This is a genomic window from Arthrobacter sp. sptzw42 (genome assembly GCF_059089685.1).
On sequence record NZ_JBNHEX010000004.1, the window covers coordinates 162174 to 186921 of the forward strand.

Here is a 24748-nt window from a genome sequence, read left to right on the forward strand (position 1 = left end):
TTCAGTACTGCACAATTGCCCTCCGGGGGAAGGAAAAACACAATGCGCATTTCAGTTATTGGCTGCGGTTACTTGGGGGCCGTACACGCTGCATGCATGGCCAAACTGGGTCATGAAGTTGTTGGTATCGACGTGGATGAACGGAAAGTGGAGGAATTGTCCGCAGCACGGGCACCGTTCTACGAACCTGGTCTCGAGGACTTGTTGAAAGAAGTCCAGGACACCGGACGACTGTCGTTCACAACGGATATGGCGGCCGCAAGCGGAAGCGCAGTACATTTTGTCTGTGTTGGTACCCCCCAAAAAAAGGGAGAGAACGGCGCCGACATGACACACGTTGACGCTGCTATCGGCGGACTCCTTCCCTACCTTTCAGCTGGCGATGTAGTAGTAGGCAAGTCCACAGTTCCCGTGGGGACAGCATCTCGACTCAATGACCTGGTCCAGGCCGAACAACCGGAGGTTCATCTAGTGTGGAACCCGGAGTTCCTGCGTGAAGGGCATGCAGTTTCGGACACGCTTCACCCGGACAGATTCGTCTACGGTGTCGTGGACGGCTCTGAAGATCATCCGGCTGTAGTACTTCTCGACGAGGTATATGCCATCTCTCTTTCAAGGGGTACACCGCGTCTTGTAATGGATCACCAAACGGCAGAACTCGTAAAAACTGCCGCTAACTCGTTCTTGGCAACGAAGATTTCTTTCATTAACGCTATGGCTGAACTTTGTGAGTCTGCTGGTGCTGACGTAACGCGACTAGCCGATGCCATCGGGATGGACGATCGTATTGGCCGCAAATTTCTCAACGCCGGTATCGGATTCGGAGGAGGTTGCCTGCCAAAGGACATTCGGGCGTTCATGGCCAGGGCTGGGGAACTGGGTGCTGACCAGGCCCTGACATTCTTGCGTGAGGTGGACGCTATCAATATGCGGCGCAGGACCCGCGTAGTCGAGCTAACTCGGGAACTTTGTAGCGACTCATTGCTGGGTAAGCGGATTACTGTTCTCGGCGCAGCGTTCAAACCGGAAAGCGATGACGTCAGGGACTCGCCCGCTTTGAGCATCGCCGCTCAACTTCAACTCCAAGGCGCTGTGGTAACGGTCACCGACCCTAAGGCGCTGGCGAATGCTGCAAGGCGATTCCCCGAATTGCATTACGAAGCCAACTCACAGGAGGCCATGCAGAAGGCTGACGCTCTACTGTTGCTTACGGAATGGCAAGAGTACCGAGACCTAGACCCCTACGAGCTGTCCAACACAGTGTCATCCCCCCGCATCCTGGATGGACGCAATGTCCTGGATTCCGCTAAGTGGCGGGCGGCTGGTTGGACATTCCGCGGACTGGGGCGTCCGTAGGTATGCAGCAGGCAAACTATGCTCAAGAGCAAACGCGCCAAAGGCAGCGGGTTCCTCGTCAAAAACGGGCCGCACCTGCCCTGATTTGGGGAATGTCCTTGGTGTTGCTACTAGGCACTGGGCTCGTCTGGCTCAGCGCAAAGGCTACGCTCATTAGAGATGAATTAAGCGCAGCGAATGCCCTGGTCCCGACACTCCGAGCAGCTATTTCTAATGACGATCCAGAAGAAGCGGCCGCTACGGTAGCGCAACTCAAAGCTCACACGTCAGCAGCTAAGGAAGCCGCGGGCGAACCAATATGGACTATTGCTTCAACCATTCCTTGGCTGGGCGCAAACCTCAGTGCCGTTGCTGAAATTGCTCGTTCCGCCGACGACGTGACAAATCTTGGGTTGTCGCCGCTCGCTAGAGTTTATGACTCGCTCAATTGGGATGACCTACTTCCAAGCAGCACGGGAACTAATTTGGTTCCTTTAGAAGACGCGGCTCCCAGTGTCACAGCCGCCGCCCACGCTGTCCGGGCATCCGCCGATCGTCTCGATCAGATCGATGCCACGGTCCTCTTGCCGGCAGTACGGGAACCGTTGGCCGAATCTAGGGAGCAGCTGCGAAGCGTAACCGGTACCCTGGATGCGGCTGCCGCTGCATCGCAGCTGATTCCCGATATGCTCGGGTCGAAGGCGCCCCGGCAGTACCTCTTGATGATCCAAAACAACGCTGAATCGCGTGCTTCGGGCGGAATTCCTGGTGCGTTAGCTGTCCTCGATGCGTCAGCAGGTACTCTCACTCTGACATCACAAAGCAGTGCCACCAAACTAGGTCCAGCATCACCCAACGTTAATGTCGATGCCGAACAAAAAAACATCTATTCGAGTCGACTTGGCAAGTTCATGCAAGATGTGAACCTCACGCCAGATTTCCCCACTGCAGCCAAGACGGCGCAATCGATGTGGGAGCAAAAAACGGGACAGCGAGTTGCAGGAGTCATTTCCATCGATCCAGTTGCGCTCGGCTACATATTGGATGCCACTGGTCCAGTGCGAATCGACAGTATGGATTCGGACTTCCTAGCCGGAACTGGACTTCCTCGCGAGCTCAATGGAGGGAATGTTGTTGAGACCTTGTTGTCCAAGGCGTACAAAGAGATAAAGCAGCCGGAGCTTCAGGACGCGTATTTTGCTGGTGTAGCACAGAAGATCTTCGCGGCTCTGTCAGCGGGTACCGCGGATACCACGGCTCTTTTCGAAGGTATCACTCGCGGGAGTCGGGAAGGCCGCGTTCTCATCTGGTCCGGTGTCGCAAGTGAGCAAGCCATGCTTGCGCAATATCCCATCAGCGGGTCCATATCAGGACCAAGCGTCGCCCCGGCTCAGTTTGGTGTTTACTTCAACGACGGAACTGGAGCGAAGATGGACTACTACGTCAAACGCACAGTTCAGTTAGTCCGCCAGTGCCCCAAGGACGGCTATGAGCTGGCCACTCTCCGAGTCACCAGCACAAACAATGCACCCGCAGACGCGGCTACTTCCCTACCGGCCTATGTCACGGGCGGAGGGAGCTTTGGTGTCCCGCCAGGATCCGTACAGACCAACATCGTCGCTTATGGTCCCGCTCAGGCACATGTGGAAATCGCGAAGCTAGACGGGCACAAGACAGATTTTGCACCGCATATCCACAGCAACAGGCCCGTAGGGGTAATGGCCATCCGGCTAGCGCCCGGAGAGAGCCAAACTGTTGAATTTACGTTTGGAAAAATTGTTCAGCATTCCGAACCTAACGTCAATGTCACACCAACCGTACAGGCCGTCAAGGATGTGACTCTGCCCACAGAAAACGCTAAATGTGACTAGCGGAAGGCGGACGTCACGTTAACACTATGTAAACCGAGTGGATAGAGATTGCTCACCGTGGAAAACAGGTGGTACCGTCTTTCTTGGGATAATTATCCGTAAGTCTGCACAGGGTCTCGTGCGGAGGGGAATACTCCCCAAGATCGGGTACATCAAAACTTAAACGTCTCCGGGGGGACACTCATGAAGAAAACTCTTGCAGCACTCGCGCTTGCTGGCTCCATCGCTCTAATCGGCTCAGCTCCTGCCATGGCCACCACTATTACATATCCCGCGCTTCCACCTCAGGCTGCAGTTTCCGACGGTGTGGTCGGCCCGGGCGAAACCTTCGTCTTCCGCGGCCAGGGCTTCCGCGCCGGCGAACCTCTTATTATTCGCGTAACCCCGGGACAGGCTCCCGCTTCTAATGGCGCCAACATCGCCGGAGGCCGCTCGGTGGCCGCACGCATCAACGTTGTTGCCGAGGCACAGACCCTGCAGGCAACCGCTGACGCCCAGGGTGCAGTTTCCCTCCCCATCACTATCAGCGAGGCAGGCACCTACTCCATCACTGCAACCGGTCAGGAATCAGGCGTTACCGTCGGTCCCGTTACGGTTACCGTTGCAGCTTCTCTGGCCAGCACCGGCGGCAACACCGCAGGTGCTCCCTTGGCCAACACGGGCACCGGAACAGGCCTGGCCAACACCGGCGCTGACTCCGGTCTGGTCCTCTGGACCCTGGTTGGTGCAGGCGCCCTGGCTGCAGGTGCAACGTCAGTAGTTGTTGTTCGCCGCCGCGCCAAGTCTGAGGTCGCTGCATAACAGCATGACACGATAACCACGAAAAGGCGGGTGTACTCCGGAACGGAGAACACCCGCCTTCTTCGTCTAATGATTCAGCATACGGACCGGTCAAGCCGCCGTAAGGGTTGTGGTATCTATAGACCTATGGGGAGACATTGGCAGCGCACACCGCGGAAGTACCCCTCCCCGGACGCCAAGCGTTTCCCTACGTTCTGCTGGCCCTGCTAGCCGTCGCTGCCCTGGCCGCCGCAGCGCCAGCCCTTCTGCGGACCGCCTGAGGACTGCGTGAAACAGCTCAAGAACTATCGGCTGTGGCGATTGGTCCTGATTGCCATGCTGGTTCCCCTGGCATTGATCGCATTTTGGCCGAGCCCCATAGACCAGCCCGTACAAGGCCAACTCGCAGCCATCCTGAAATTCCTTCACAGCCATGGCCTGCCCCGCCGGATCAATTACAAGTTTATTGAAGCATCCGCGAACGTCGCTCTTTTTATCCCCATCGGAATTATAAGCAAGCTTGCTTTTGCCAAAAAGCGTTGGTGGCAAATAGGAATATTCGGTCTACTCATCTCCTGCAGCATGGAACTGGGCCAGCTCCTGTTTCTACACAATCGCTTTGCAAGCCCAACGGACCTTGTGACAAACTTGTCAGGCGCCGTCATAGGCGCCCTACTCGCCGCGCTTGCGCTAAAAAAACTAGAGGCCCGCCGCCTCCCGGCAGCGGACCTCTAAAAAAGTTAGTACAGGGCAATCTAGCCTACGAAGCCTTTCAGCCACGTCTTCAGGTCCTCGCCGAACTCCACGCGCTCAGACGCCAAGGTGATGACAGCCTTGAGGTAGCTGAGCTTGTCACCGGTGTCGAAGCGGCGGCCCTTGAACACTACGCCGTACACGCCGGAGCCTTCGCCCTCACCAGCAGCCAAGGTCTGCAGCGCATCAGTCAGCTGGATCTCGTTGCCGCGGCCCGGAGCAGTGTTTTCCAGGACGCCGAACACGGTCGGGTGCAGCACGTAGCGACCTATCACGGCCAGGTTTGACGGAGCCTCAGCCACAGCCGGCTTCTCAACCAGGCTGTTGACGCGGACGTAATCCTCGCCGTCCACAGGGGTGATGTCCGCGCAACCGTAAGCACTGATCTGGGACGGGTCCACCTCGATCAAGGCAATCACGGAACCGCCGGTCTTCTGCTGCACCTCCATCATGGTCTCAAGCAGAGTCTCCGCCTCATCAATAAGGTCGTCACCCAGGAGGACGGCGAACGGCTCATTGCCCACGTGCTGCTTGGCGCACAGCACCGCGTGGCCCAGGCCCTTGGCCTCGCCCTGGCGGACGTAGTGGATGGGACCGAGTTCTGAAGCGTAGTGGATGGCTTCCAGCCGGTCCTTGTCGCCCTTTTCCTCCAGCACGCGCTCCAGGCCCGGTGCACGGTCGAAGTGGTCCTCCAGCGCACGCTTGCTGCGGCCCGTGATCATCAGGATGTCGTCGAGGCCGGACTTGACGGCCTCTTCCACCACGTACTGGATGGCCGGACGGTCAACCACCGGCAACATTTCCTTCGGCATTGCCTTGGTGGCGGGCAGGAAGCGAGTTCCCAATCCGGCAGCAGGAATCACGGCTTTGGTTATAGCTTTCCCCTTAGTCATAGCTGAACCTTACAAATCAGCAACTACCCATGGCAATTCTCCGGCATCCTGAAGCTCAAGGTTTCCTCAAGAAAGTAGGGCGCAGGAGACCTAAAACGGATATGATTCATTCATCCTTCATTGTGGCGTAGGCCTCAGTGGCGCCTGCATCGACCAGCCCGGGGGGCTTGCTTATGGAACTGACGTCCGAGATGGCACAGAAAATCAACCGGGCTGCCCAGGTCATGAGTGGCTTGACGAGGGCGGCGTCCCAGGACTGCGGCTGGGTGCGGACCAACAACGATCTTCACGCCGAACTCCTTGAGCTGCAGAACGAGCTGAGGGACTACGCCGCAGGCGTCCTCGGCTCCAGTGACATGAGCGAGCACCTAATGGAAGCGCACATGGTGGGAAACCAGTTGCGTGAGCTGTTCCAGCCTCTCACGGTGCCGGATCTGCCAGCTTCCACAGATAACAGCTCAGAGGGCCTTGATCCGTACGCAGAACCCGTACCGTCCTGACCCTCAGCTGCCCATAAACCGGGGTTCGCGCTTCTCCTGGAACGCCCGGAAACCCTCGGCGTAGTCGTCGGTTTTGCAGAGCCGTGCCTGTTCGGTGTTCTCCTCGGTCATGGCTTCCCACAGGCCCAGTCGCTGGTCGCGGATGTGCGCCACCAGCTCCTTGCTGGCCACAAAAGCGCCCGTCGCCCCTGTGGCGACCTTCAAGACAATCCCCCGCGTGGTCTCCAGCAGCTCGTCCGCCGGCATAGCACGGCTGAACATCCCCTGCGCCACGGCCTCACTGCCGCTGATCAGCTCAGCCGTATAAATCAGGTCAAGCGTCCGGTGCATGCCCAGCCGCTCAGTGAAGTACCAGTGCCCGCCCGAATCCAGCGTGGCGCCCAGCTTGGCGAACGGCGAGCCGAACTTCGCATTCTCCGCCACGTACACCACGTCCGTGGCCAGCAGCAGCCCCAGCCCCACACCGAGGCAAGCGCCTTGGGCCGCAGCGAACGTGGGCGCCGGGAACGCGCTCATCTTCTTCAGCAGCGGCTCCACCAGCCCGCCCAGATACGCGGCGGCGTCGTCGTTTTCCGGCGTCACGTTCTGGATGTCCCGGCCCGCGCAAAAGGCGCGGCCCTCTCCCCTCAGCAGCAGCGCCCGCACCTCACCGCCGGAGGCGGCGGCAGCAGCGTCGTCGTACGCCCGGGTTAAATCCGCGAGCGCCTGCTCATCCAGCGAGTTCAGCTTGTGCGGTGCGTCCAGGACGACCTCGGCGACGCCGTTGTTGATGGAGTGGGAAATCATGGAACTCCTTGAAGTTGAAGAGACTTAGACGTCGAAGTCGACGGTGACTTCCTTGCTGGTGGGGTGGCTTTGGCAGGTCAGCACGTACCCTTTGTCCAGCTCATCCTGCTCCAGCGCGTAGTTCTCGTCCATGGTCACACTGCCGGTGACGACCTTGGCCCGGCACGTGCCGCACACTCCCCCGGCGCACGCGAACGGCACATCCGGACGGACCCGCAGCGCGGCGTTCAGGATGGACTCGCGGGCGTGGGTGGGACTGGCCACCTCGCCCTGCAGGCCGTCGAGCTTGAACGTGATCTTGTACGTCTCCTTGGACTCGTCCACCACCACTGGCCGGCCGGCGTGCCCCTCCGGCCGGTCCGGCTTGCCCGAGGTGAACAGCTCGAACCGGACGTTCTCCGGCTTCACCCCGCGCTCGGCCAGGGTGTCCCGGCACAGCTGCACCAGCTCGAACGGCCCGCACAGGAACCACTCGTCCACATCGTCCGCGTGGATGGCCGTGCCCAGCAGCTGCTGGAGCTTCTCGGCGTCAATCCTGCCGGACAGCAGCGGCGCGATCCGCTGCTCGCGGGACAGCACGTGGTGGATGGCCAGACGCTGCGGGTACTTGTCCTTCAGGTCCGCCAGCTCCTCCAGGAACATCACGTCCATCGCAGCCTTGTTGGCGTAGATCAGGTCGAACCGCGACTCCGGGTTCTTGGCCAGCAGCGTCCGGGCGATCGCGATCACCGGGGTGATGCCGCTGCCCGCGGCGATGGCCACGAAGCTCGCCTCCCCGTGGGCGGCGACGTCCCCCGCCAGCTCCTCCGGGTTGTTCATGGAGTTCATCCGGTTCTGCTCCACGGCCTTGCCGTCGCGGCCGTGCCGGGACACAAACGCGCCCATGGGGCTCATCACATCCAGGGTGTCCCCAGCCTTCAGTTCGGCGTTGGCCCACGTGGAGAACAGCCCGCCCAGGTCCTTCTTCACCGCCACCCGGATCTCGCTGCTGCCGTCCGCGAAGCTGCGCGGCTCGGCGCAGATGGAGTAGCTGCGGCGCACCTCGTGCAGCTCGCCGGTCTCGTCCGGGAGCTTGGTGCGCAGGGCCACGTACTGGCCGGGCAGGTAGTCGAACTGGCCGGCGAGCTCCGCTGGGACATGGAAGGCCACCTCGATGGCATCCTCGGTGAGCCGGCGCACCTCCTTCACGGCCAGGGTGTGGAAGGACGGACGACGGCGGCCGGTGGCCTGCGCCGTCTCTGCGGCGGTCTGGCGGACAACAGGCATGGGGCTTCCTTACAGCACTTTGAAGTAGTCGAACGGTTCCTTGCAGTCCTGGCACACGTACAGCGCTTTGCAGGAGGTGGAGCCGAAGCGGGTGAGTTCCTTGGTGTGCAGGCTGGCGCACTGCGGGCACTTGACGGCCATTTGGAGGCGGATGGGGCCGGCTTGCCTTGCTGGGTTGGACATGCCCGACGGCGGGGCGATGCCGTACTCCTGCAGCTTTTGTTTTCCTGCCTCGGTCATCCAGTCCGTGGTCCAGGCGGGGGCGAGCACCAGGTCCACATGGATGTCCGTGTAGCCCTCCTTTGTGAACGCAGCCTGCAGGTCATCGCGGATGGCGTCCATGGCTGGGCAGCCGGAATAGGTGGGGGTAATGGTGACGGTCACTCTGTTGTTGGCTGCCACCTGTACGTTCCGCAGGATGCCCAGGTCCTCGATGGTGAGCACGGGGATCTCCGGATCACACACGGTGGCGGCGATGTCCCACGCCTTCTGCCGCGGCGTGCGCGTCCGGCTTTCGAAGTCCGAGATGTACATGGCCTGGGTGGTCACCACTTCGCTCCGGGGTACTCGCGGGCGAGGACCTGCATCTCCGCGAGGAGGTAGCCCAGGTGCTCCGAGTGCCTGCCGTGCCGGCCGCCGCCCGGGGCAGCCGGGACGTCCGGCACCTCGAGCTCTGCTTCTGCAAGGACCTCACCGGTGAGCCGGTCAAAGTCCTCCCGCAGGGTGGAAGGCGCGACGGCGGCACCCGCCTCGGCGAGCCGCTGCGTCAGCTCATCGTCTTGGAACAGTTCGTTGACGTACGCCCACATCAGGCGCAGGCCGTGAATCATCCTGCGGCGCGACTCCTCGGTGCCGCCAGCCAGGCGGAGGACCCACTGGGCACTGTGGTCCCGGTGGTAGTCCACTTCCTTCACAGCCTTGGCTGCGATGGCGGCCAGGGTGGCGTCCGTTGATTCCGTGAGCCGGCGGTAGAGCTCGAACTGGTAGTAGCTCACGATGAACTGGCGGGCGATGGTCACCGCGAAGTCGCCGTTGGGCTGCTCGAACAACTGGACGCTGCGGAACTCGTGCTCCCGGCGGAAGTACGCAAGATCGTCCTCGGACTTGGCCGTGCCGTCTTCGTTGGACAGTGCACCGCCGGCGTAGCTGAGGAAACTCCGGGCGTGGCCCAGCTGGTCCAGGGCGATGTTGCCCAGGGCCACGTCCTCCTCCAGCTCCGGGGCACGGGAAATCCAGTGGCCCAAACGCTGGGCGAGGATCAGCGCGTCATCGCCGAGCCGCAGGGCGTACTCGGCAACATCCTCTGACGGCTTGGCCAGGCCGGTACGGACCTCGAGGGCAATGTCCTCCGGGCGCAGGGCATTGCCGGGGGTGATTCTGGTGGCGCTGGCATTGCTGTCGCCGCTTCCCGACGGGGCCTGGACGCCAGTGGAGATGTCGCCGTGGCCTGATGTTTCCTGGGTGTTCGATGCGGGGGTGTTCACAGGTGCTTTACCCCTTCGCTCTTGGTGTAGTACGTGGCGTGCCGGTAGTCCTTGCCCTGCGGCGACTCAAAGAACGAACCCTTGGCATCCGGATCGCTCGCGGCAATGGCTTCAGCCGGGACAACCCAGATGGAGACGCCTTCGTTGCGGCGGGTGTAAAGATCACGGGCGTTGCGCAGTGCCATGGCGGCATCCGGAGCGTGCAGGGACCCGGCGTGGACATGGCTGAGACCGCGGCTGGACCGGACGAAAACCTCCCACAGACCCCAGGCGCCGCGGCCCGTGGCTGCGGCAGCATATTCCCGTTCGGTGGCCGATACCGGTACCGGTGCTGTAGGCGCCGGAGCCGATGCCGCGGTGTTGACCGTGGTGTCCGGGCCGGCCGGGACCTTCGCCGCGTCGGTGTTGATGTCTGCGGCCGAACTGGCGGGAACTTCCGGGTTGCCGTGGGGGCTCATGCTGCGTATTCCTTCGTCTTCATCGACTCCCTAACCTGCTGCTTTACTGCGTAAGCGGCAGCTGCCTCGCGGACCCAGGCGCCGTCGTCGTGCGCTTCCCTCCGGCGCTCCAAACGCTGCGCGTTGCAGGGGCCGCGGCCGGCGAGGACTTCCTGGAACTCGTGCCAGTCCAGCGGGCCGTGCTCCCACTTTTTGGAGTCCTCGTTGAAGCGGATCTGGTCATCCGGGAGGGTGAGGCCGAGGACCCGGACCTGTTCCACCATCATGCCCACGAAGCGGCTGCGGAGTTCGTCGTTGCTGAAGCGCTTGATGTTCCAGGCCATGGACTGCTTGGAGTTGGGCGAATCGTCATCCGGCGGGCCGAACATCATCAAGGCCGGGGCGTACCAGCGGTTGACGGCGTCCTGGGCCATCTGCTTCTGCTCCGGAGTGCCGTTGGAGAGTTCGAGGAGGATCTCGAAGCCCTGGCGTTGGTGGAACGATTCTTCCTTGCAGATCCGGACCATGGCCCGGCCGTAGGGGCCGTAGGAGGCGCGGCACAGCGGGACCTGGTTGCAGATGGCGGCGCCGTCCACCAGCCAGCCGATGGCGCCCATGTCCGCCCAGGTGAGGGCCGGGTAGTTGAAGATGGACGAGTAGCGGGCCTTGCCGGCGATGAGGTCGTCCATCATCTTGTCCCTGGTTTGGCCAAGGGTTTCGGCGGCGCTGTAGAGGTAAAGCCCGTGGCCGGCCTCGTCCTGAACCTTGGCCATGAGGATGGCCTTGCGCTTCAGGCTGGGGGCACGGGAAATCCAGTTTGCTTCGGGCTGCATGCCGATGATTTCGGAGTGGGCGTGCTGGGAAATCTGGCGCAGCAGGGTCTTGCGGTAGGCCGCCGGCATCCAGTCCTTGGGCTCGATGCGGGAGTCCTCAGCCATGACGCGGTCGAAGTGGGCCTGGGCTTCCGCCTCCTGGGCCGCCTGCTCCTCCGGGGATAGCTCGGCTGGCACTGACTGCAGGTTCTGCGCTGCCATGGTTGCTCCTATGCAAAGACCTTCTGGGACGTGCGGAATTATTTACCGACCGTTCGTTCAGGATATCCAAAAGCGCTCCGGACCGTCAAGCACGCACCTCCCCCAGGACGCTCTCTCACTTAACGCACGCTTTTCCCGGACGCTCTCTCACTTGATGCCCGTTTTATTGGGACGGTCTCTCACTTAATGCCGCCTTTCCTCCAACGCTCGCTCACTTAACGCGCTCAGCGGCCGGCGAAGAACGCAGCCACCAGTCTTTTGGGCGCGCGGGCGGCCCAGGCTTCGACGATGATCTCGGCCAGTTCGTCGCGCGCGATCTCGCCCAGCCGCGACTCCTGCACCAGGACTGCGTTGTAGCCGTCGAAGTGCGGAATGGTGAAGAAAGGAACGGACGGGTCCTCGACCAGTGCTGCCTTGGCGGCGTCATCCGGGACGACGATGACGAGCAGGTCTTGGTATAGCTCGCCGGTTTCCGGGTCCACGGCGGTTTTATGTGGGGCCCGGTACAGCACGAAACCTCGTCCTTTCGGTCCGCGTGGAACTTTGTACGTTGGGCGGTCACCCCAGGAAGTCCCGAGTTCAACTTCCGGCAGGCCCCTGCAGATGGCATCAATGTCCTCGGGTACGGCCATGCGTTCCATGGCGACAAGGTAGCCCCGCGGGTGATGAGGGGCAATACCGGCAGGTGGGGCAGAGTAATTCCGGTTCCGCTCCCTCGGACGTTGCCGTGCTGGCCTATAGCCGCAACGGGGCTTTCGTGGATGTCCTGACCGGTCTCCCTGTCACTAAACCGGGACTTCCTCGTCCAAACATGGTTGAAAACCGACGCGGCAGTTTCCCGAGTGGCAGGCCCCGCGCGTCACCACATGTCCGGAGAAGAGGTTGCCTACACTTCCTGCCGCATGGGTTGGGGCACGATCTCTACCGGCGCAGGGCAGGAAAGCAGTCTTCTTTTCTAAGACGTACCGGCCTACGATGAACATCTGCCCGGCCTCTCTTTCCCGGGCAGTTAGCGCAGAGACAAGATCCGGACAGCAGAAAGGAAACTGGCACGATGGCCGAGACCCCCAACCCCATCCAGATTCAGAAGTTCCTCGGCGGCGTGGAATATCCCGCCAACCGCGACGCCTTGTTGTCCAAAGCAAAGGACTCTGGCGCTGACAGCAATGTCATCCAGGCCCTTGAAGCGATCCCGGACCAGGAGTACGACAGCCCAACTGCCGTCAGCTCAGCGGTTTCCGACAGTAACTAGCAGATGGTCTGACCCGAAGCAGGTATTCGGTCATGGGACTGCTCATCACACTGCTTGTTATTTGGTTCGTCCTGTCAATCCTGGGCCTCATTATCGAGGGCCTGCTGTGGCTGGCCTTCATCGGCCTGCTGCTGTTCGCCGCCACGGCCCTAGGGGGCTGGATAAAGCAACGAGCCCGTGCTTAGCCGGTGATGCCGGCAGCACTCACCGCCGGCCTCGACCCACGCGTCTTAGGCATCGGCTGTGGCGAGCTTCGCCACGGCGTCGGGGTTGAAGCCCTTCACGACCAGACGGATGCCCATTCCAAACTCCCAGACGGTCAGGCACAGCGCACCGAGTCCGGCCAGCGGCGACACAGGGCCCCAGAAGCCGAAGAGCGTGCCCACTGCTCCCGCAATCAGCAGCGGCGCCCCGATCAACCCGAACACCGGCAGCACCCGTGGCAGCAACCGGGACTTGTACATGAGCGAACCGAGCAGCAGTGCGTTGAACGCGGGCATCAGGCCCTGGCCGAGCAGCGTGGTCCAGACATGCTGGGCCAGCAGCGCCTGACCGGTGATGAGCCCGTCCTCTCCAACGCCGGCCTGGCGCAGGGTGACGATGGACATCAGCGCCACAACGCCGGCGAAAATGGCCCCGGCCTCCAGAATCCGCGCAGCCACGAACCCGAGCGCGAGCCCTTCATTCTGTCGCTTCACCACCGGATACAGCGCCACACCGGTCCCGATGCAGGCCAGGGCAACAACCACCTCCAGGAGCCCGCCGACAATAACAAGGGTGTCGGGACCGGGACCGGCGATGTATCCGGGATCGGTTTTCACCTCGCCATAGAGGAATAGGGTGGGGATAGACACGAACGTGAGGAGGTAAAGCACGCCGGCAGCCAGCGAGGTCTTCCGGTGAGAAACCATAGGACGGAGCTTTGTGCCCGGTTCCGAACTGGCCATGATGCGTCTCCCTTACTGTTGAGGTGTACGGCGTACACTTCTATTGATTGCGACTTTAGGTGTACCGCGTACACTTGTCAACGGCTTATCCTCAAACTCCGCGGAAGGAGCCCGATGACGCAGGCGAAAACAGCTGAGCGCGTGCGGTTGAACCGTGAGCGGGTTCTGCTCGCCGCCGTAGCACTCGCGGACGTCATTGGAGTCGAGGCGCTCAGCATGCGCAGACTCGCCCAGGAGCTTCACGTCGTTCCCATGGCCCTGTACAAGCACGTCTCGGACAAGGAAGACCTTCTGGACGGGATGGTGGAGGTCATCATCGGTGAAATTGACCCGCCCGAAACCCACGCGGACTGGAAGACCGCGATCCGGAACCGGGTACTGTCCGCCCGCCGAACGCTCCAGCGGCACGCATGGGCGAGGCCGGCGATCGAGACCCGCACCAAACCCACTACGGCTGTCCTTGACTACCAGGAGTCCTTCGCCGGACTGTTCCTCGCCGGCGGTTTGTCCCCTGACCTCACCCACCATGCCATGCATGCCCTCGGCGGTCGGATGTGGGGATTCACCCAGGAACTGTTTGACTCCTCAGCGGCCGAGAAAACCGAGTCGGCGCCGCAGCCCGCCCCTGAAGTGCAGGCGGAGATGTTTGCACAAATGGCGCAGCGGTACCCCAACATCGTGACCGTCGCCACCGCCACTCCACACGACCCCGACTCCGTAGTGGGCCACGGGTGCGATGACCAGTTCGAGTTTGAGTTCGCCCTGGACCTGCTCCTGGAGGGCTTCGACAGGCTCCACCGTGAGGGCTGGACCTCAACGAAGGCTAAACTGCGCCGCGCGTAGGGGCGGCTTGGCAGCCAAGCACCAGCCGCCGTCGTCCGCAAACCATCCGCCCGCGGCAAGGATCAGGCCGCGGCGCCCCACGTAGCCACCAGCGCCGGACTCACGATCATGTTTCCAACGTGGGCGTGCCTCAGTGTGTCTAGCATGACTCCCAGTGCGCCGTCTTTCGGGAGGAAGCCGCAGATCCCGATGCGGGCGGCCTCACACAGCGCTTCCTGCGACGGATTGCCCGTCAGCATGACGATGCGGGTTTCCGGCGCCTCCGCGAGGATGCGCTGGGCAGCTGTGAGCCCGCTGCCGTCAGAAAGGTGAAGGTCCATGATGACGACGTCGGGCGCGAGGTCCCGGAACATGGTCACCGCTGTTGCCACGGACTTCGTCGCTCCCACGCTTTCCAGGTCCGGCTCGCGGTCCAGCGCCCCGGCCAGCAGGTCTGAGAACGTGGTGTGGTCATCAACAATCAGGATCCGCAGGCGATCCGTATTTCGTTCAAGCACCGCAGGGGCCTGGGGCCGGCTGCCGGCGACCACCGAAAGGGTGCCACGGATGCCTGACGGCGCTGATGTTGCCGCCGTGCTTTTGAGGAGCCGTGCCTGCGCTTCCCGGAGCGCCGGCCCCAGGGCGCAGCCCAGTTCCTCATCGATGATCCTGCGGCAACGGTCGTAGGCCCGCAGAGCTTCAGTAGTTTCGCCGTTCTGTTCGAGCCCCTGGATCAGCGCTGTCCAGGCCCGTTCGTTGAGGGGATCTTCCTTGACGGCGGCACTGCTCCAGGCGATGGCCTTTCCTGCTTCGCCCACGGAGAGGGCGGTTTCTGCGGCCATGACCCGGGCAAGGCCAACTTGCGCTGCGTGGGCAGCCCGCTCCTCCTCTGCCCAGGCCGGCAGCAGCTCATCCCCGAGCAGCGGCTCGGACGCGAGGTCAAGTGCCCCTGTCAGCATGGAGAGCGCCACGCGCGGCTCCGCCTGGCCGGCCATTTTGGTCAGCGTCTCGAACCGGTCCAGATCCAGTTCCACCAGGGACCGGTCGATGGCATAGCCGCCGGTGACTGTTTTCAAGGGACCTGTCCGACCACTTCCGGGCTGCAGGTGGCGCCGGAGCACGCTGACGTAGCTTTCCAGTGTGGGCAGCGCGGCGGCGGGGTGGTTGCCGCCCCACAGCAGGTCCATCAGCCGGGTCTTGGAGACCGCAGAGCCGAAGTTCATCAGGAGAATTTCCAGCACCTGGCGGGGTTTGGGTCCGCCCAGGTGGTTGGCGCTGAGCTCCACGTCGCCGCGGCGAATGGTCAGCGGGCCGAAAACGGAAATCTGAAGAGCCGGCGTCTGCGGCAGGACTTCAAGCACAAGGCCTTCATGGCCGGTGTCATTTGCCAGTTCCAAAGTAATCACGAGAGGTTCCCCCAAAAGCAGTTCGGTGGTGCAATGGTTCCCATTGAAGCGACGGGACATTTGGTGAACCACAGTGGTGGGTACTCGCTTCTTACTTGGGCTATTTCCGCCCGTTACTTGGTTCGCTGGGCCTGTACCCGGGCTGTAAATCGGCCAACCTCTGCTGTAAACAACGGAAAGTTGCCGCAAGGGCGCAGCTACTCCTGAAACCGCGGTGAAAACAGAAGGGGTCGGCGAAGTTGGGAAAGCCCTAGGTAGCACCTCTCTTCCGTCCTGCAACAAGCTCGTGACAACTACTGTCAAGTAGCATTAAATTCCCGTACATTGAAGTTGACAGCGCTTGGGGGGCTTGCGGACACCTGGGAGGGTCCGCCTGGTTAACCAGGCATAAACCCAATTCATCGGTTCCAGGACAAGGTCTCAGTCATGAAAAATCCCTCTGCTCGCGCCCGTAAAATCGCCGTGTTCGGCGCTGCCCCCCTGGCCGTCCTCATTGCCGGCGGCATGGTCTGGCAAGGATCCCAGGCCGCCTTCACGGCATCTACCAGGAACTCCGGCAGCTCATGGAGCACCGGCAATGTGACGCTCACCGACGACGATCTCGGCGCCGCCGCCTTCACCGTGGAAAACATCGTCCCCGGACAGACGGGCCAAAAGTGCATTGTAGTCACGTCCAACTCCAACGTCCCGGGCGAGGTCAGGGCCTACACCCAGAACCTCATTACCTCCAAGGGCCTGGAAAACCGGATCTACTTTGACCTCGAGCAGGGCACGGGCGGTTCGTTCAATGACTGCACCGGATTCACTCCCGTTGCCAACACCGTCCCCGAACTGCCCCTCTCCACACTGGCCTCGGTCAACCGCGATTTCGCCACCGGCGGTGCACCGTGGCAGACCGCCGGAACCCCCGGCGAAACGCAGAGCTACCGCGGAACCTGGCGTTTTGACACCACCGGCATGAGCCAGGAGGACGTCAACGCACTGCAGGGTGCCCGCGTGGGCATCGACCTGGTCTGGGAGCTGCAGTCGGACGAGTCCCCCACGCAGCCGTAGCCGGAAGGCAGCGGCAAACCTGACCTCGTGAACCGGGAGGAACCCGGGTCCGCCCGGGTACCCTCCTGGTGGGGGCCCCTGTTTTCAGCTGACGGCTGGACGCTTTTGGTGGCGTCCACGCTCTCGCGGCTGTATCTGGGCGTGCTGTTGAGCCTTGCCCTGATTGCGGCGCTGCCCGTCCTGCTGGGCTGGCATGGCACTGTGGTTCAGAGCGGGTCCATGGAGCCGCACATCAGCGCCGGCGACGCAGTCATCGCGGCCCCGTTCGGCGCCGAGCAGAAGGTGCCGGTGGGCGGCGTGGTGGAGTTCACCAGCCCTGCCTCCGCCGAGCCCGGTGGAGTAGAGAAAATTCGTCTCCACCGGATCGTGGCAGAGAACAGGGACGGCACCTTCGTGACGGCCGGAGACGCCAATGCCGAGGCGGACAGCACGCCGTTGGACCGCGGCCAGATCACCGGCCAGGCCCGGCTCCTGATCCCCTCGGTGGGGCTTCCCGGTCTCTGGCTGAAGAGCGGCAACCTCCCGGCCCTGGCATGGTGGAGTGTTTTGACACTGCTCGCCATCGCTCTTGCCGTGTTCGGCACCAGGGCATGGGACGAGGAGGACCACGAGGACAGGGGCAGGGACGACGGCGGCACTCCCCCGCCCGCCCCGGCTCCCCCAGCTGCCCGGTCGCGGCGCCGGAAGGCAAGCGCCGCCGTCGGGATAATGGCCGCCCTCGCTGTGCTGGTGACGGCGACGTCCACCGCCTTCTCCTCCGCTGCGTTCACCGCTACCACCGCGAGCACCGCCAACACGTTCGGTACGGCAGCCGACTGGACGCCGCCGTCGGTCAGCATGGCCAGCCCGGGAGCCACGGTACGGGGCACGGTCACACTCACTGCCGAAGCGAGCGACGCTGAGACCGGCATCCGCAACGTGGCCATCCAGCTGCTGCCTCCCAACGGGGCCTGGACCACGCTGTGCACGGCGGCGGCAACACCCTATTCGTGCCCGTGGAACACGCAAGACTCGCCCGATGGCGCTTATGGCCTGCGGGCCGTGGCCACGGACAATGCCGGGCTCACCAGCACCTCGCCCACCGTCCAGACCACGGTGGCGAATACATTCTCGGTGGTCCTGAACAATCCCGGCGAAGTGGTGACCGGCACCGTGAACCTCTCCACCACCCTTCACAGCCCGGGCAACACGGCCTACACCGTCCGCGTCGAGTATTCCGTTGCGGGGGCCAACAGGTGGAACACCCTGTGCCTGAACCTGCTCGCCCCGTACAACTGCAGCTGGGCCACTGGCACGTTTGCCAACGAGTTCTACGACCTCCGGGCCGTCGCCGTCTCGGGATCCACGTCCACCTATTCGGAGACCATTCCGGATGTCCTGGCGGACAACGCGGCGCCCACAGCGACGATGACCGATCCGGGCACACCGCTGCGGGGCGTCAGGACGTTTGCCGCCTCCGCCGCAGATGCACACTCCGGCGTTGAACAGGTGCAGATCCAGTACGCCCGCACGGGCACCAATACCTGGTCATCGCTTTGCACAGTCACCGAGCCGCCCTATTCCTGCCGGTTCGACACCACCGTCCTGGCAAACGCCTCCTACAGTTTCCGTGCCATTGCCACGGACGCAGCAGGCGTCAGTACGACGTCGGCCGCGGTCACCAACAGGGTGGTGGACAATACCGTGGCCTCCGTGTCGGTGGAGGATCCGGGGGCTTACCTGACCGGTACCGCAACCCTCACCGCCGCAGCCAACTCGACAGCCGGCGTCGGCAGCATCAGGATCCAAACGGCACCGGCAGGGACGTCCACCTGGACCACGCGCTGCACCCTGGCTGCGGCTCCGTACTCATGCACTTGGGACACCCGGCAGGTGCCCGACGGGTTGTACGATTTCCGCGCCATCCTCATTGACGGCGCCAACAGGGAAACCATTTCCGCCACCGTTGCGGGACGGCGTGTGGACAACAGTCCCCTGCGCGGCGCTGACGTCCAGGCGGTTAACGGCACCGGAGCGGCGGCCAGGCCGGACGCTGGCGACACCGTGAGCTTCACCTACAGCCAGCAGGTAAGCCTTCCGTCGGTCACCCCGGGGTGGACCGGCGCTCCCCTCCCCGTAACCGTCCGCCTGCGCGACGGCAACGTCCAGGGCCTCGGCACGGGCAACAGCGGAGACACGCTGGACATCCAGCGGCCGGGCAGCACGGTGAACCTGGGAAGTGTGAACACCCGGGGCAACTTCGTGAAGAACCGCAAAACCGTCACGTTCAACGCCACGATGACGGCCACCACGGTTACCACAGCGGGTGTGCCGAGGACAGTGGTGACCGTGACCCTTGGCAGCGTGGCGAGCGGGACTGCCAGCATCCGGACCTCCGCTACCCCTGCAGCCATGGTGTGGACACCGACGTCGTCCGTAACCGGCACCAGCGGTACAGCGAGCTCCATCGCACCGGCGACCGAGACGGGCATTGTGGACGGCGACTTTTAGTTCCTGGCTGACACAATCTCTTGACGCTTATACCCCTGGGGGGTATATTTCGAAGTGTTGTCAGTGAAGTGGTATGTCCCGGCCGTGCGTTCAACCGGCCTTCACAGCCGTTCAACCCCAGCGCCCATCACCTCTTAGTGGAAATGGAAACTGACATGGAACACCAGACCCAGCACCACCAAAATGTGCATGCAGGCGGGACTGCCACCACACCGCAAAGGTCCCCCGCCGCCGCGCTCTCCGGCCACGTGACCGTCTCCCCCGCAGGCCACGGACACAGCCGCCTCCACGACGATGACCACGCCGTGCACACAGCCGGCCAGCACGCAGGCCACAGCACAGCGATGTTCAAGAACAGGTTCTGGCTGAGCCTGGCCCTGTCCCTGCCGGTGGTCTACTTCAGCCCCATGGTGGGGCACATCCTGGGCTACACGGCCCCGGCCTTCCCGGGCTCGGCCTGGATCCCGCCCATCCTGGGCAGCGTGATCTTCCTGTACGGCGGCCAGCCGTTCCTCAAGGGCGGATGGCGGGAACTGAAAACCCGCAGGCCCGGGATGATGCTGCTGATATCCATGGCCATCACGGTGGCGTTCGCCGCGTCCTGGATCACCACCCTGGGCATCGGGGGCTTCGACCTGGACTTCTGGTGGGAACTCGCGCTGCTGGTGGCCATCATGCTGCTGGGCCACTGGATTGAGATGCGGGCCCTCGGCTCGGCACAGGGCGCACTGGATGCCCTCGCCGCGCTCCTCCCCGACGAGGCCGAACGCATCACCGCCACCGGCACCGAAACCGTCCCAATTTCCCAGCTGCGCGCAGGTGACACCGTCCTGGTCCGCTCCGGCGGCAGGATGCCAGCGGACGGGACAGTGGTCACGGGGCAGGCGGAATTCGACGAATCCATGATCACCGGTGAATCCAAAACCGTTCCCCGCGGCCCCGGGGACCCCGTGGTGGCCGGGACCGTCGCCACTGACAACAGCGTCCGCGTCCAGATCACCGCGGTGGGTGACGACACTGCCCTGGCCGGGATTCAGCGCCTGGTGGCTGAAGCGCAGGCGTCCTCTTCCAAAGCCCAGGCATTGGCGGACCGGGCAGCGGCCTTCCTGTTCTACTTCGCCGCCGGCGCGGGCGTCATCACACTCATCGCATGGACCCTGCTCGGCAGCGTCCCCGAGGCGGTCACCCGGACCGTCACAGTGCTGGTGATCGCCTGCCCGCACGCCCTGGGCCTGGCCATCCCGCTGGTCATCGCCATCTCCACCGAGCAGGCCGCCCGCGCCGGGGTGCTGATCAAGAACCGGATGGCCCTGGAACGCATGCGCACCATTGATGTTGTCCTTTTCGACAAGACCGGCACGCTCACCACGGGCGAACCGCAGGTCAAGGACATCGCCACCGTGCCCGGCGGGGACCCCGACGCGCTGCTGGCACTTGCTGCCGCGGTGGAGTCCGACAGCGAGCATCCCGTGGCCCGGGCCATCCTCCGCGCTGCGCAGGAGCGGAATCTTGCGGTGCCCGCTGCCACCTCGTTCTCCGCGCTGACGGGACGCGGCGTCCGTGCCAGCGTGGACGGACGCACCCTGCACGTAGGCGGGCCCGCGCTCCTGCGCGAGCTCGCCGTCGTCGAACCTCCCACCCTGGCCAAGGCGACCCGCGGGTGGATGGAGCGCGGCGCGGCTGTCCTGCACGTGCTCGACGGCGGACGCACCCTGGGTGCGGTCAGCCTGGAGGATGCAGTGCGGCCCGAGTCGCGGCAGGCAGTAGCCGCACTGCAGAACCGCGGCGTCAAGGTGGCCATGATCACCGGTGACGCCCGCCAGGTGGCCAAGACGATCGCCGAGGACCTTGGCATCGACGAGGTGTTCGCCGAGGTCCTGCCCGCGGACAAGGACAAGAAAGTTGCCGAACTGCAGGCCCGCGGCATGAAAGTGGCCATGGTGGGCGACGGCGTCAACGACTCGCCCGCGCTGGCCCGCGCCGAGGTTGGCATCGCCATCGGTGCCGGTACGGATGTGGCCATGGAATCCGCCGGCGTTGTCCTGGCCGGGAACGATCCACGGGCCGTCCTGTCCATGGTGGACCTGTCCCGCGCCAGCTACCGGAAGATGTGGCAAAACCTCGTTTGGGCCACCGGGTACAACGTCCTGGCAGTTCCCCTGGCAGCGGGCGTCCTGGCCTTCGCCGGGGTGGTTCTGTCACCAGCTGCCGGGGCCGTGCTGATGTCTGCGTCCACGATTGTGGTGGCACTGAACGCCCAACTGCTGCGGCGGGTCAAGCTCAATCCCGCCCAGGTGCAGTGACCCGGCAGCGTGAACCGGCAGGCCAACGCGCCGGTACCCTGATAACCATTTGCCCCTGCGGGAGGCAGAGAGAACCGGAAGGACCTTGATCACCATGAAGAAGACACTGACGATTTCAACTGTTGCCATCGCCGGAGCAATCGCCCTTGCCGGTTGCTCCGCCGGTTCCGGGGCGGGCGGTTCGGACACCACCAGCATGCCGGGAATGCACCACGGCAGCTCCGGAGGACCATCCGGTTCGGCCCCGGCATCAAGCGAGGCCCCCGCAGCGGCGGCCGGGATCAATGATGCGGACACCATGTTCGCGCAGATGATGATCCCGCACCACGCCCAGGCGGTGGAGATGAGCGATCTTATCCTTGCCAAGGAAGGCATTCCGGCGCCGGTGACGGACCTGGCCACCAGGATCAAGGCCGCCCAGGGCCCCGAGATCGAGAAGATGACCGGTTGGCTTCAAAGCTGGGGCCAGCCCACCCAGATGCCCACGCATAAGGCATCCGGGCACAGCATGTCGGGGATGATGGGCGAGGATGACATGGCAAAGCTCGAGGCCGCCCAGGGCACCGAGGCGGCCAGGCTGTTCCTGACCCAGATGATCGCCCACCATGAAGGTGCCGTCACGATGGCCAGGACCGAAACCACCGACGGCAAGAACAGCGACGCGGTCCAGCTCAGCAAGGACATCGCCAGCTCGCAGGAAGCCGAAATTCAGGAGATGAAGGACCTGCTGGCTGCCCTGTAGCCGGCAAGTACGGAAGTCGGCCAGAGGCCTGCAGGTTGTTGGAAGTACGCTTTGACCGTGATGGGCGGTAGCAAGCTTCGCACGAGCGCCGACTGGAGGGGTGCGTCATGGAGACGAAAATGATCGACGGCGGGAAGGGGACTTTGGCGCTCGGCCCGGAGGGGGTCCTCCACTTGGTTTGGTCCCCCAAAGCCATCCTGGGAGAAGCGGATATTAACGCTGCCATGGCGGAGGTTAATGACGTCTGCCATGGCAAGAGCCGCCCCCTGCTGGTGGAGATGACCAGCGTCGAAACAGTCAGCCACGCAGCCCGTGCCGCTTTCTCAACTCCCAGTGCGGCTTCGCGCATTGCGCTGCTCGGCTCCAATCCGGTGGACCGCGTGATTGCCGGCTTTCGCGGTCCTGGCAGCCATCCGTGTCCCACCCGGTTCTTCACGAACAGGACCGAGGCTTTGCACTGGCTTCTCGAGGAACCCATCTCCACGCCTTGAGCACGGCGGGTGGTTGCAGGAATTCTCAGGCTTGGCCCCGGGAGCCAGTTTCAGCCTGAATCATGCCTCCTGGAAAAGAGAGGCCCAATCGCCCCCGGGTCAGGACCGTCACGACCGCCATCAAAACACCGAACGCCAACGCCGAGATCAGGTAGTACATGGTGGCTGTCGGCCCGTCCCCGGATCCGTCGAACAGTCGAATTACCAGTCCCCCTGTAGCATTCTGGGCTCCGTGGAGAAGCATCACGATGAGGACGCTGCCGCTGGTGGAGTTGTAAGCCCAGGCCAGGACGAAGCCGTTGACCACTGTGGCCAGCAGATGGGCGAGGGTCTCGGCCGGGTTTTGCACAAACAAGGCGTTTGGAAGGTGCCAGAGTGCCCAGATCACTGACACGACCAGCGCGGCAAGCAAGGGATGGAAACGCCGATTGGCAGCTGGCTGGGCGTAGCCGCGCCATCCAGGTTCCTCAGCCAGACCGGTGAAAACGGCAATGCTCAAAATACCCAATGGCAACTGCGTGTAGAGCAGCGGCCAGTTCTGCCCCAGGGCTGCAACTGTTGCCCCCGGGTGGAACGCCCAGGTGGCGGCTACCCCGAGAAGCGGGACAGCGAGAAAAACGAACGCGTACCACAAGGGATGGACCCGCCACCGGACGAGGCTCCCCGCCAGCCAGGCCAGGCCACGCCTACCCTGGCTGAGGGCCAGGACCACCACGGCAGCAAGCAACGGGGCCGCGGAGGCCACCTGGTTCATGACGGCAACCAGCCCGCCTTCGGGGTCCAAGGTGCCGGCCTCAGTTCCGAAGAATCCTCCGACCAACAAAGGCCAGGCAATCCCATACGCCATCACCGTATAGGCCAGCAACCCATGACGGGCTGTCCAGTGGCGGAGCCGGCCGGTCCCGGCGCCTGTCCGCTCCGGAGTATCAGGCCAGGGGGTTGAACGAAATTGAGGAACCATCGGCTTTTCTCTTTTCGATCAACGGGCGTAACGCGGTCCGTCGCTGTCGCCGGTGGTGTTGGCGCTTGAGCCCTTTGTGGGGCGCCGGACTGTGCGGGCGTCCTGGCCTCCTTCAGCCGGTGCAGCCCGCAGGCGCCAAGCCCGGGAGGCGGCGGCCACCACTCCCAGCAGGACGATCACAGCGGCAATCTGCTGCCACTCGCCGTCGAACACGTCCAGCTTCGTGGAGGCAGAGGCGTTGAAGGAGGCGTGCAGCAGCCCCACTATGAGCAGGCTGTAGCCCGTTCCCAGGTAGGCGATCCCCATGAGTAGGCGGAAGAACGGTGCGAAAAGGAAAAGGACTGCCCAGGAGACCGCGACGTCGGACCATGGAGTGCCGGTGAAGCCCCGCTCGGCGAAGGCGAACGGCAGATGGATGAGTGCGAACGGGATGGCCGTCAGCAAGGCAGCAACTACGGGTCCATGCCGCTCCATAAGCCGGTGCTGCACCACCCCGGTCCAGGCGAGCTCCTCCCAGATGTTGCCCAGGAGGGCACCAATAATCACAGTGTTCAGCAGGTAATTGCCCGTCAACGGCCACCAGCCGTCGGCCGGCGGGTGGATCGTCCCGGTGACCGCAGCGATGAGCGCCGTCAGTGCAGGAAGTGCCAGCAGCGCTGCCACGTACCACCCCGCCCCCACCCTCCAGCGGAATGCCCTGCGGAAGAGCTCGCGGACGGCGGGCCGGCCGTCCGCCGCCGCCGTTACGAGGACTGCCGTTCCCAGCAGGATCAGGAGTTCGGCAAGGATTCCCGGCAGGATGTTTCCCAGCAGCAGGAGGGAAAGGATCTGGACGGTCCATGACAGCGCGATGGCAATGACCACGAAGGCCGCCACCGGGTGCCGTTTGGTGAGCGACAGGACAGAGCCAGCGGAACCAGGCGATTTCATCAGCTTGACCGCCGTCTAGAGTGTCCGGTGAGGAAAGGCACCGCAGCGCTTGCCGCCGCGTGCCTCAGAAGCGCTGAGCCGCTGACGTGGGAACAGCTACTATTCTGTGCCCCCGCAGGACCGGGAACAAGTGTCCGGCACACAGAAAAAGCACGGCCCGTCCTCGGGGGAGGACGGGCCGTGCGTGGGGAATCGGATGAGGATTCCGGTGT

Annotated in this window: 25 protein-coding genes; 13 read left to right on the forward strand and 12 right to left on the reverse strand. The window is 63.4% G+C overall.

Annotation, left to right across the window (positions count from 1 at the left end):
* Window positions 1-42: 42 nt before the first annotated feature.
* From AC5RT4_RS06720 to AC5RT4_RS06735, 4 genes are all read left to right on the forward strand, one after another.
* Window positions 43-1356, forward strand: coding sequence for a UDP-glucose dehydrogenase family protein (locus tag AC5RT4_RS06720; protein WP_494105251.1), 1314 nt, complete (start codon window positions 43-45; stop codon window positions 1354-1356).
* A 2-nt stretch (window positions 1357-1358) separates the two neighbouring features.
* Window positions 1359-3206: a DUF4012 domain-containing protein gene (locus AC5RT4_RS06725; protein WP_494105252.1), complete on the forward strand. Its 1848-nt coding sequence runs from the start codon at window positions 1359-1361 to the stop codon at window positions 3204-3206.
* A gap of 183 nt (window positions 3207-3389) precedes the next feature.
* A complete protein-coding gene (locus tag AC5RT4_RS06730; RefSeq protein ID WP_494105253.1) occupies window positions 3390-4007 on the forward strand; it encodes an LPXTG cell wall anchor domain-containing protein in 618 nt (205 codons plus the stop codon).
* A 267-nt stretch (window positions 4008-4274) separates the two neighbouring features.
* A complete protein-coding gene (locus tag AC5RT4_RS06735) occupies window positions 4275-4721 on the forward strand; it encodes a VanZ family protein (RefSeq protein WP_494105254.1) in 447 nt (148 codons plus the stop codon).
* A gap of 20 nt (window positions 4722-4741) precedes the next feature.
* On the opposite strand, the gene galU is transcribed toward AC5RT4_RS06735, so the two are convergent.
* Complete coding sequence (galU, locus tag AC5RT4_RS06740; RefSeq protein ID WP_494041613.1) at window positions 4742-5632, reverse strand: UTP--glucose-1-phosphate uridylyltransferase GalU; 891 nt, start codon at window positions 5630-5632, stop codon at window positions 4742-4744.
* A gap of 191 nt (window positions 5633-5823) precedes the next feature.
* Between galU and AC5RT4_RS06745 the strand changes: the two genes are divergently transcribed.
* A complete protein-coding gene (locus AC5RT4_RS06745) occupies window positions 5824-6132 on the forward strand; it encodes a hypothetical protein (protein WP_494041612.1) in 309 nt (102 codons plus the stop codon).
* Window positions 6133-6135: 3 nt separating this feature from the next.
* Here AC5RT4_RS06745 and AC5RT4_RS06750 read toward each other — a convergent pair whose 3' ends face one another.
* From AC5RT4_RS06750 to AC5RT4_RS06780, 7 genes are all read right to left on the reverse strand, one after another.
* Window positions 6136-6918, reverse strand: a complete 783-nt coding sequence (locus AC5RT4_RS06750) for an enoyl-CoA hydratase/isomerase family protein (protein ID WP_494041611.1) — start codon at window positions 6916-6918, stop codon at window positions 6136-6138.
* Between the two features lie 24 nt (window positions 6919-6942).
* On the reverse strand, window positions 6943-8184 hold the full coding sequence (gene paaE, locus AC5RT4_RS06755) for a 1,2-phenylacetyl-CoA epoxidase subunit PaaE (protein WP_494041610.1): 1242 nt from the start codon (window positions 8182-8184) through the stop codon (window positions 6943-6945).
* Between the two features lie 9 nt (window positions 8185-8193).
* A complete protein-coding gene (gene paaD, locus AC5RT4_RS06760; RefSeq protein ID WP_494041748.1) occupies window positions 8194-8718 on the reverse strand; it encodes a 1,2-phenylacetyl-CoA epoxidase subunit PaaD in 525 nt (174 codons plus the stop codon).
* Window positions 8719-8729: 11 nt separating this feature from the next.
* Entirely contained in the window at window positions 8730-9668 is a 939-nt protein-coding gene (gene paaC, locus AC5RT4_RS06765) for a 1,2-phenylacetyl-CoA epoxidase subunit PaaC (protein WP_494041609.1), read from the reverse strand.
* Complete coding sequence (paaB, locus tag AC5RT4_RS06770; RefSeq protein WP_494041608.1) at window positions 9665-10126, reverse strand: 1,2-phenylacetyl-CoA epoxidase subunit PaaB; 462 nt, start codon at window positions 10124-10126, stop codon at window positions 9665-9667. Before paaB ends, paaC begins: the two co-directional genes overlap by 4 nt.
* Window positions 10123-11139 (reverse strand): 1,2-phenylacetyl-CoA epoxidase subunit PaaA, encoded by a 1017-nt coding sequence (gene paaA, locus AC5RT4_RS06775; RefSeq protein WP_494041607.1) that lies wholly within the window; start codon window positions 11137-11139, stop codon window positions 10123-10125. The genes paaB and paaA overlap by 4 nt, the downstream gene beginning before the upstream one ends.
* Before the next feature lie 224 nt (window positions 11140-11363).
* On the reverse strand, window positions 11364-11780 hold the full coding sequence (locus tag AC5RT4_RS06780; protein ID WP_494041606.1) for an MmcQ/YjbR family DNA-binding protein: 417 nt from the start codon (window positions 11778-11780) through the stop codon (window positions 11364-11366).
* Window positions 11781-12193: 413 nt separating this feature from the next.
* Between AC5RT4_RS06780 and AC5RT4_RS06785 the strand changes: the two genes are divergently transcribed.
* Window positions 12194-12391, forward strand: a complete 198-nt coding sequence (locus AC5RT4_RS06785) for a DUF2795 domain-containing protein (RefSeq protein WP_494041605.1) — start codon at window positions 12194-12196, stop codon at window positions 12389-12391.
* A gap of 32 nt (window positions 12392-12423) precedes the next feature.
* Window positions 12424-12576 carry a hypothetical protein gene (locus AC5RT4_RS06790; protein WP_494041604.1) on the forward strand — a complete coding sequence of 51 codons (153 nt, stop codon included), beginning with the start codon at window positions 12424-12426 and terminating at the stop codon, window positions 12574-12576.
* Between the two features lie 45 nt (window positions 12577-12621).
* Here the strand turns inward: AC5RT4_RS06790 and AC5RT4_RS06795 are convergent, their stop codons facing one another.
* On the reverse strand, window positions 12622-13302 hold the full coding sequence (locus AC5RT4_RS06795; protein WP_494041603.1) for a DUF4386 domain-containing protein: 681 nt from the start codon (window positions 13300-13302) through the stop codon (window positions 12622-12624).
* 150 nt (window positions 13303-13452) lie between these two features.
* Here AC5RT4_RS06795 and AC5RT4_RS06800 point away from each other — a divergent pair, with 150 nt between their 5' ends.
* The gene (locus AC5RT4_RS06800) at window positions 13453-14181 is read left to right on the forward strand and encodes a TetR/AcrR family transcriptional regulator (RefSeq protein WP_494105255.1); all 729 of its coding nucleotides are present in this window, start codon (window positions 13453-13455) and stop codon (window positions 14179-14181) included.
* Between the two features lie 62 nt (window positions 14182-14243).
* Here the strand turns inward: AC5RT4_RS06800 and AC5RT4_RS06805 are convergent, their stop codons facing one another.
* A complete protein-coding gene (locus tag AC5RT4_RS06805; RefSeq protein ID WP_494041601.1) occupies window positions 14244-15566 on the reverse strand; it encodes a BTAD domain-containing putative transcriptional regulator in 1323 nt (440 codons plus the stop codon).
* A gap of 426 nt (window positions 15567-15992) precedes the next feature.
* Between AC5RT4_RS06805 and AC5RT4_RS06810 the strand changes: the two genes are divergently transcribed.
* The 5 genes from AC5RT4_RS06810 to AC5RT4_RS06830 all read left to right on the forward strand — a co-directional run bounded on the left by AC5RT4_RS06810 (window position 15993) and on the right by AC5RT4_RS06830 (window position 22645).
* Window positions 15993-16619 (forward strand): hypothetical protein, encoded by a 627-nt coding sequence (locus AC5RT4_RS06810; RefSeq protein WP_494041600.1) that lies wholly within the window; start codon window positions 15993-15995, stop codon window positions 16617-16619.
* A 27-nt stretch (window positions 16620-16646) separates the two neighbouring features.
* The gene (locus tag AC5RT4_RS06815) at window positions 16647-19109 is read left to right on the forward strand and encodes an Ig-like domain-containing protein (protein ID WP_494041599.1); all 2463 of its coding nucleotides are present in this window, start codon (window positions 16647-16649) and stop codon (window positions 19107-19109) included.
* Between the two features lie 155 nt (window positions 19110-19264).
* Window positions 19265-21412, forward strand: coding sequence for a heavy metal translocating P-type ATPase (locus AC5RT4_RS06820; protein WP_494105256.1), 2148 nt, complete (start codon window positions 19265-19267; stop codon window positions 21410-21412).
* A gap of 94 nt (window positions 21413-21506) precedes the next feature.
* Complete coding sequence (locus AC5RT4_RS06825) at window positions 21507-22154, forward strand: DUF305 domain-containing protein (protein WP_494105257.1); 648 nt, start codon at window positions 21507-21509, stop codon at window positions 22152-22154.
* A 107-nt stretch (window positions 22155-22261) separates the two neighbouring features.
* Window positions 22262-22645, forward strand: coding sequence for a DUF7793 family protein (locus AC5RT4_RS06830; RefSeq protein WP_494041596.1), 384 nt, complete (start codon window positions 22262-22264; stop codon window positions 22643-22645).
* 25 nt (window positions 22646-22670) lie between these two features.
* On the opposite strand, the gene AC5RT4_RS06835 is transcribed toward AC5RT4_RS06830, so the two are convergent.
* A complete protein-coding gene (locus AC5RT4_RS06835; protein ID WP_494105258.1) occupies window positions 22671-23606 on the reverse strand; it encodes a CPBP family intramembrane glutamic endopeptidase in 936 nt (311 codons plus the stop codon).
* An 18-nt stretch (window positions 23607-23624) separates the two neighbouring features.
* Window positions 23625-24536 (reverse strand): CPBP family intramembrane glutamic endopeptidase, encoded by a 912-nt coding sequence (locus tag AC5RT4_RS06840; protein ID WP_494105259.1) that lies wholly within the window; start codon window positions 24534-24536, stop codon window positions 23625-23627.
* Window positions 24537-24748: the final 212 nt, after the last annotated feature.

Bases quoted from the DNA above. Each gene is read 5' to 3' on its own strand.
- AC5RT4_RS06720 (WP_494105251.1), top strand. From the start codon at position 43: ATGCGCATTTCAGTTATTGGCTGCGGTTACTTGGGGGCCGTACACGCT.
- AC5RT4_RS06725 (WP_494105252.1), top strand. From the start codon at position 1,359: ATGCAGCAGGCAAACTATGCTCAAGAGCAAACGCGCCAAAGGCAGCGG.
- AC5RT4_RS06730 (WP_494105253.1), top strand. From the start codon at position 3,390: ATGAAGAAAACTCTTGCAGCACTCGCGCTTGCTGGCTCCATCGCTCTA.
- galU (WP_494041613.1), bottom strand. From the start codon at position 5,632: ATGACTAAGGGGAAAGCTATAACCAAAGCCGTGATTCCTGCTGCCGGA.
- AC5RT4_RS06745 (WP_494041612.1), top strand. From the start codon at position 5,824: ATGGCACAGAAAATCAACCGGGCTGCCCAGGTCATGAGTGGCTTGACG.
- AC5RT4_RS06750 (WP_494041611.1), bottom strand. From the start codon at position 6,918: ATGATTTCCCACTCCATCAACAACGGCGTCGCCGAGGTCGTCCTGGAC.
- paaE (WP_494041610.1), bottom strand. From the start codon at position 8,184: ATGCCTGTTGTCCGCCAGACCGCCGCAGAGACGGCGCAGGCCACCGGC.
- paaD (WP_494041748.1), bottom strand. From the start codon at position 8,718: ATGTACATCTCGGACTTCGAAAGCCGGACGCGCACGCCGCGGCAGAAG.
- paaB (WP_494041608.1), bottom strand. From the start codon at position 10,126: ATGAGCCCCCACGGCAACCCGGAAGTTCCCGCCAGTTCGGCCGCAGAC.
- paaA (WP_494041607.1), bottom strand. From the start codon at position 11,139: ATGGCAGCGCAGAACCTGCAGTCAGTGCCAGCCGAGCTATCCCCGGAG.
- AC5RT4_RS06780 (WP_494041606.1), bottom strand. From the start codon at position 11,780: ATGGAACGCATGGCCGTACCCGAGGACATTGATGCCATCTGCAGGGGC.
- AC5RT4_RS06785 (WP_494041605.1), top strand. From the start codon at position 12,194: ATGGCCGAGACCCCCAACCCCATCCAGATTCAGAAGTTCCTCGGCGGC.
- AC5RT4_RS06790 (WP_494041604.1), top strand. From the start codon at position 12,424: ATGGGACTGCTCATCACACTGCTTGTTATTTGGTTCGTCCTGTCAATC.
- AC5RT4_RS06795 (WP_494041603.1), bottom strand. From the start codon at position 13,302: ATGGTTTCTCACCGGAAGACCTCGCTGGCTGCCGGCGTGCTTTACCTC.
- AC5RT4_RS06800 (WP_494105255.1), top strand. From the start codon at position 13,453: ATGACGCAGGCGAAAACAGCTGAGCGCGTGCGGTTGAACCGTGAGCGG.
- AC5RT4_RS06810 (WP_494041600.1), top strand. From the start codon at position 15,993: ATGAAAAATCCCTCTGCTCGCGCCCGTAAAATCGCCGTGTTCGGCGCT.
- AC5RT4_RS06820 (WP_494105256.1), top strand. From the start codon at position 19,265: ATGGAACACCAGACCCAGCACCACCAAAATGTGCATGCAGGCGGGACT.
- AC5RT4_RS06825 (WP_494105257.1), top strand. From the start codon at position 21,507: ATGAAGAAGACACTGACGATTTCAACTGTTGCCATCGCCGGAGCAATC.
- AC5RT4_RS06830 (WP_494041596.1), top strand. From the start codon at position 22,262: ATGGAGACGAAAATGATCGACGGCGGGAAGGGGACTTTGGCGCTCGGC.
- AC5RT4_RS06835 (WP_494105258.1), bottom strand. From the start codon at position 23,606: ATGGTTCCTCAATTTCGTTCAACCCCCTGGCCTGATACTCCGGAGCGG.
- AC5RT4_RS06840 (WP_494105259.1), bottom strand. From the start codon at position 24,536: ATGAAATCGCCTGGTTCCGCTGGCTCTGTCCTGTCGCTCACCAAACGG.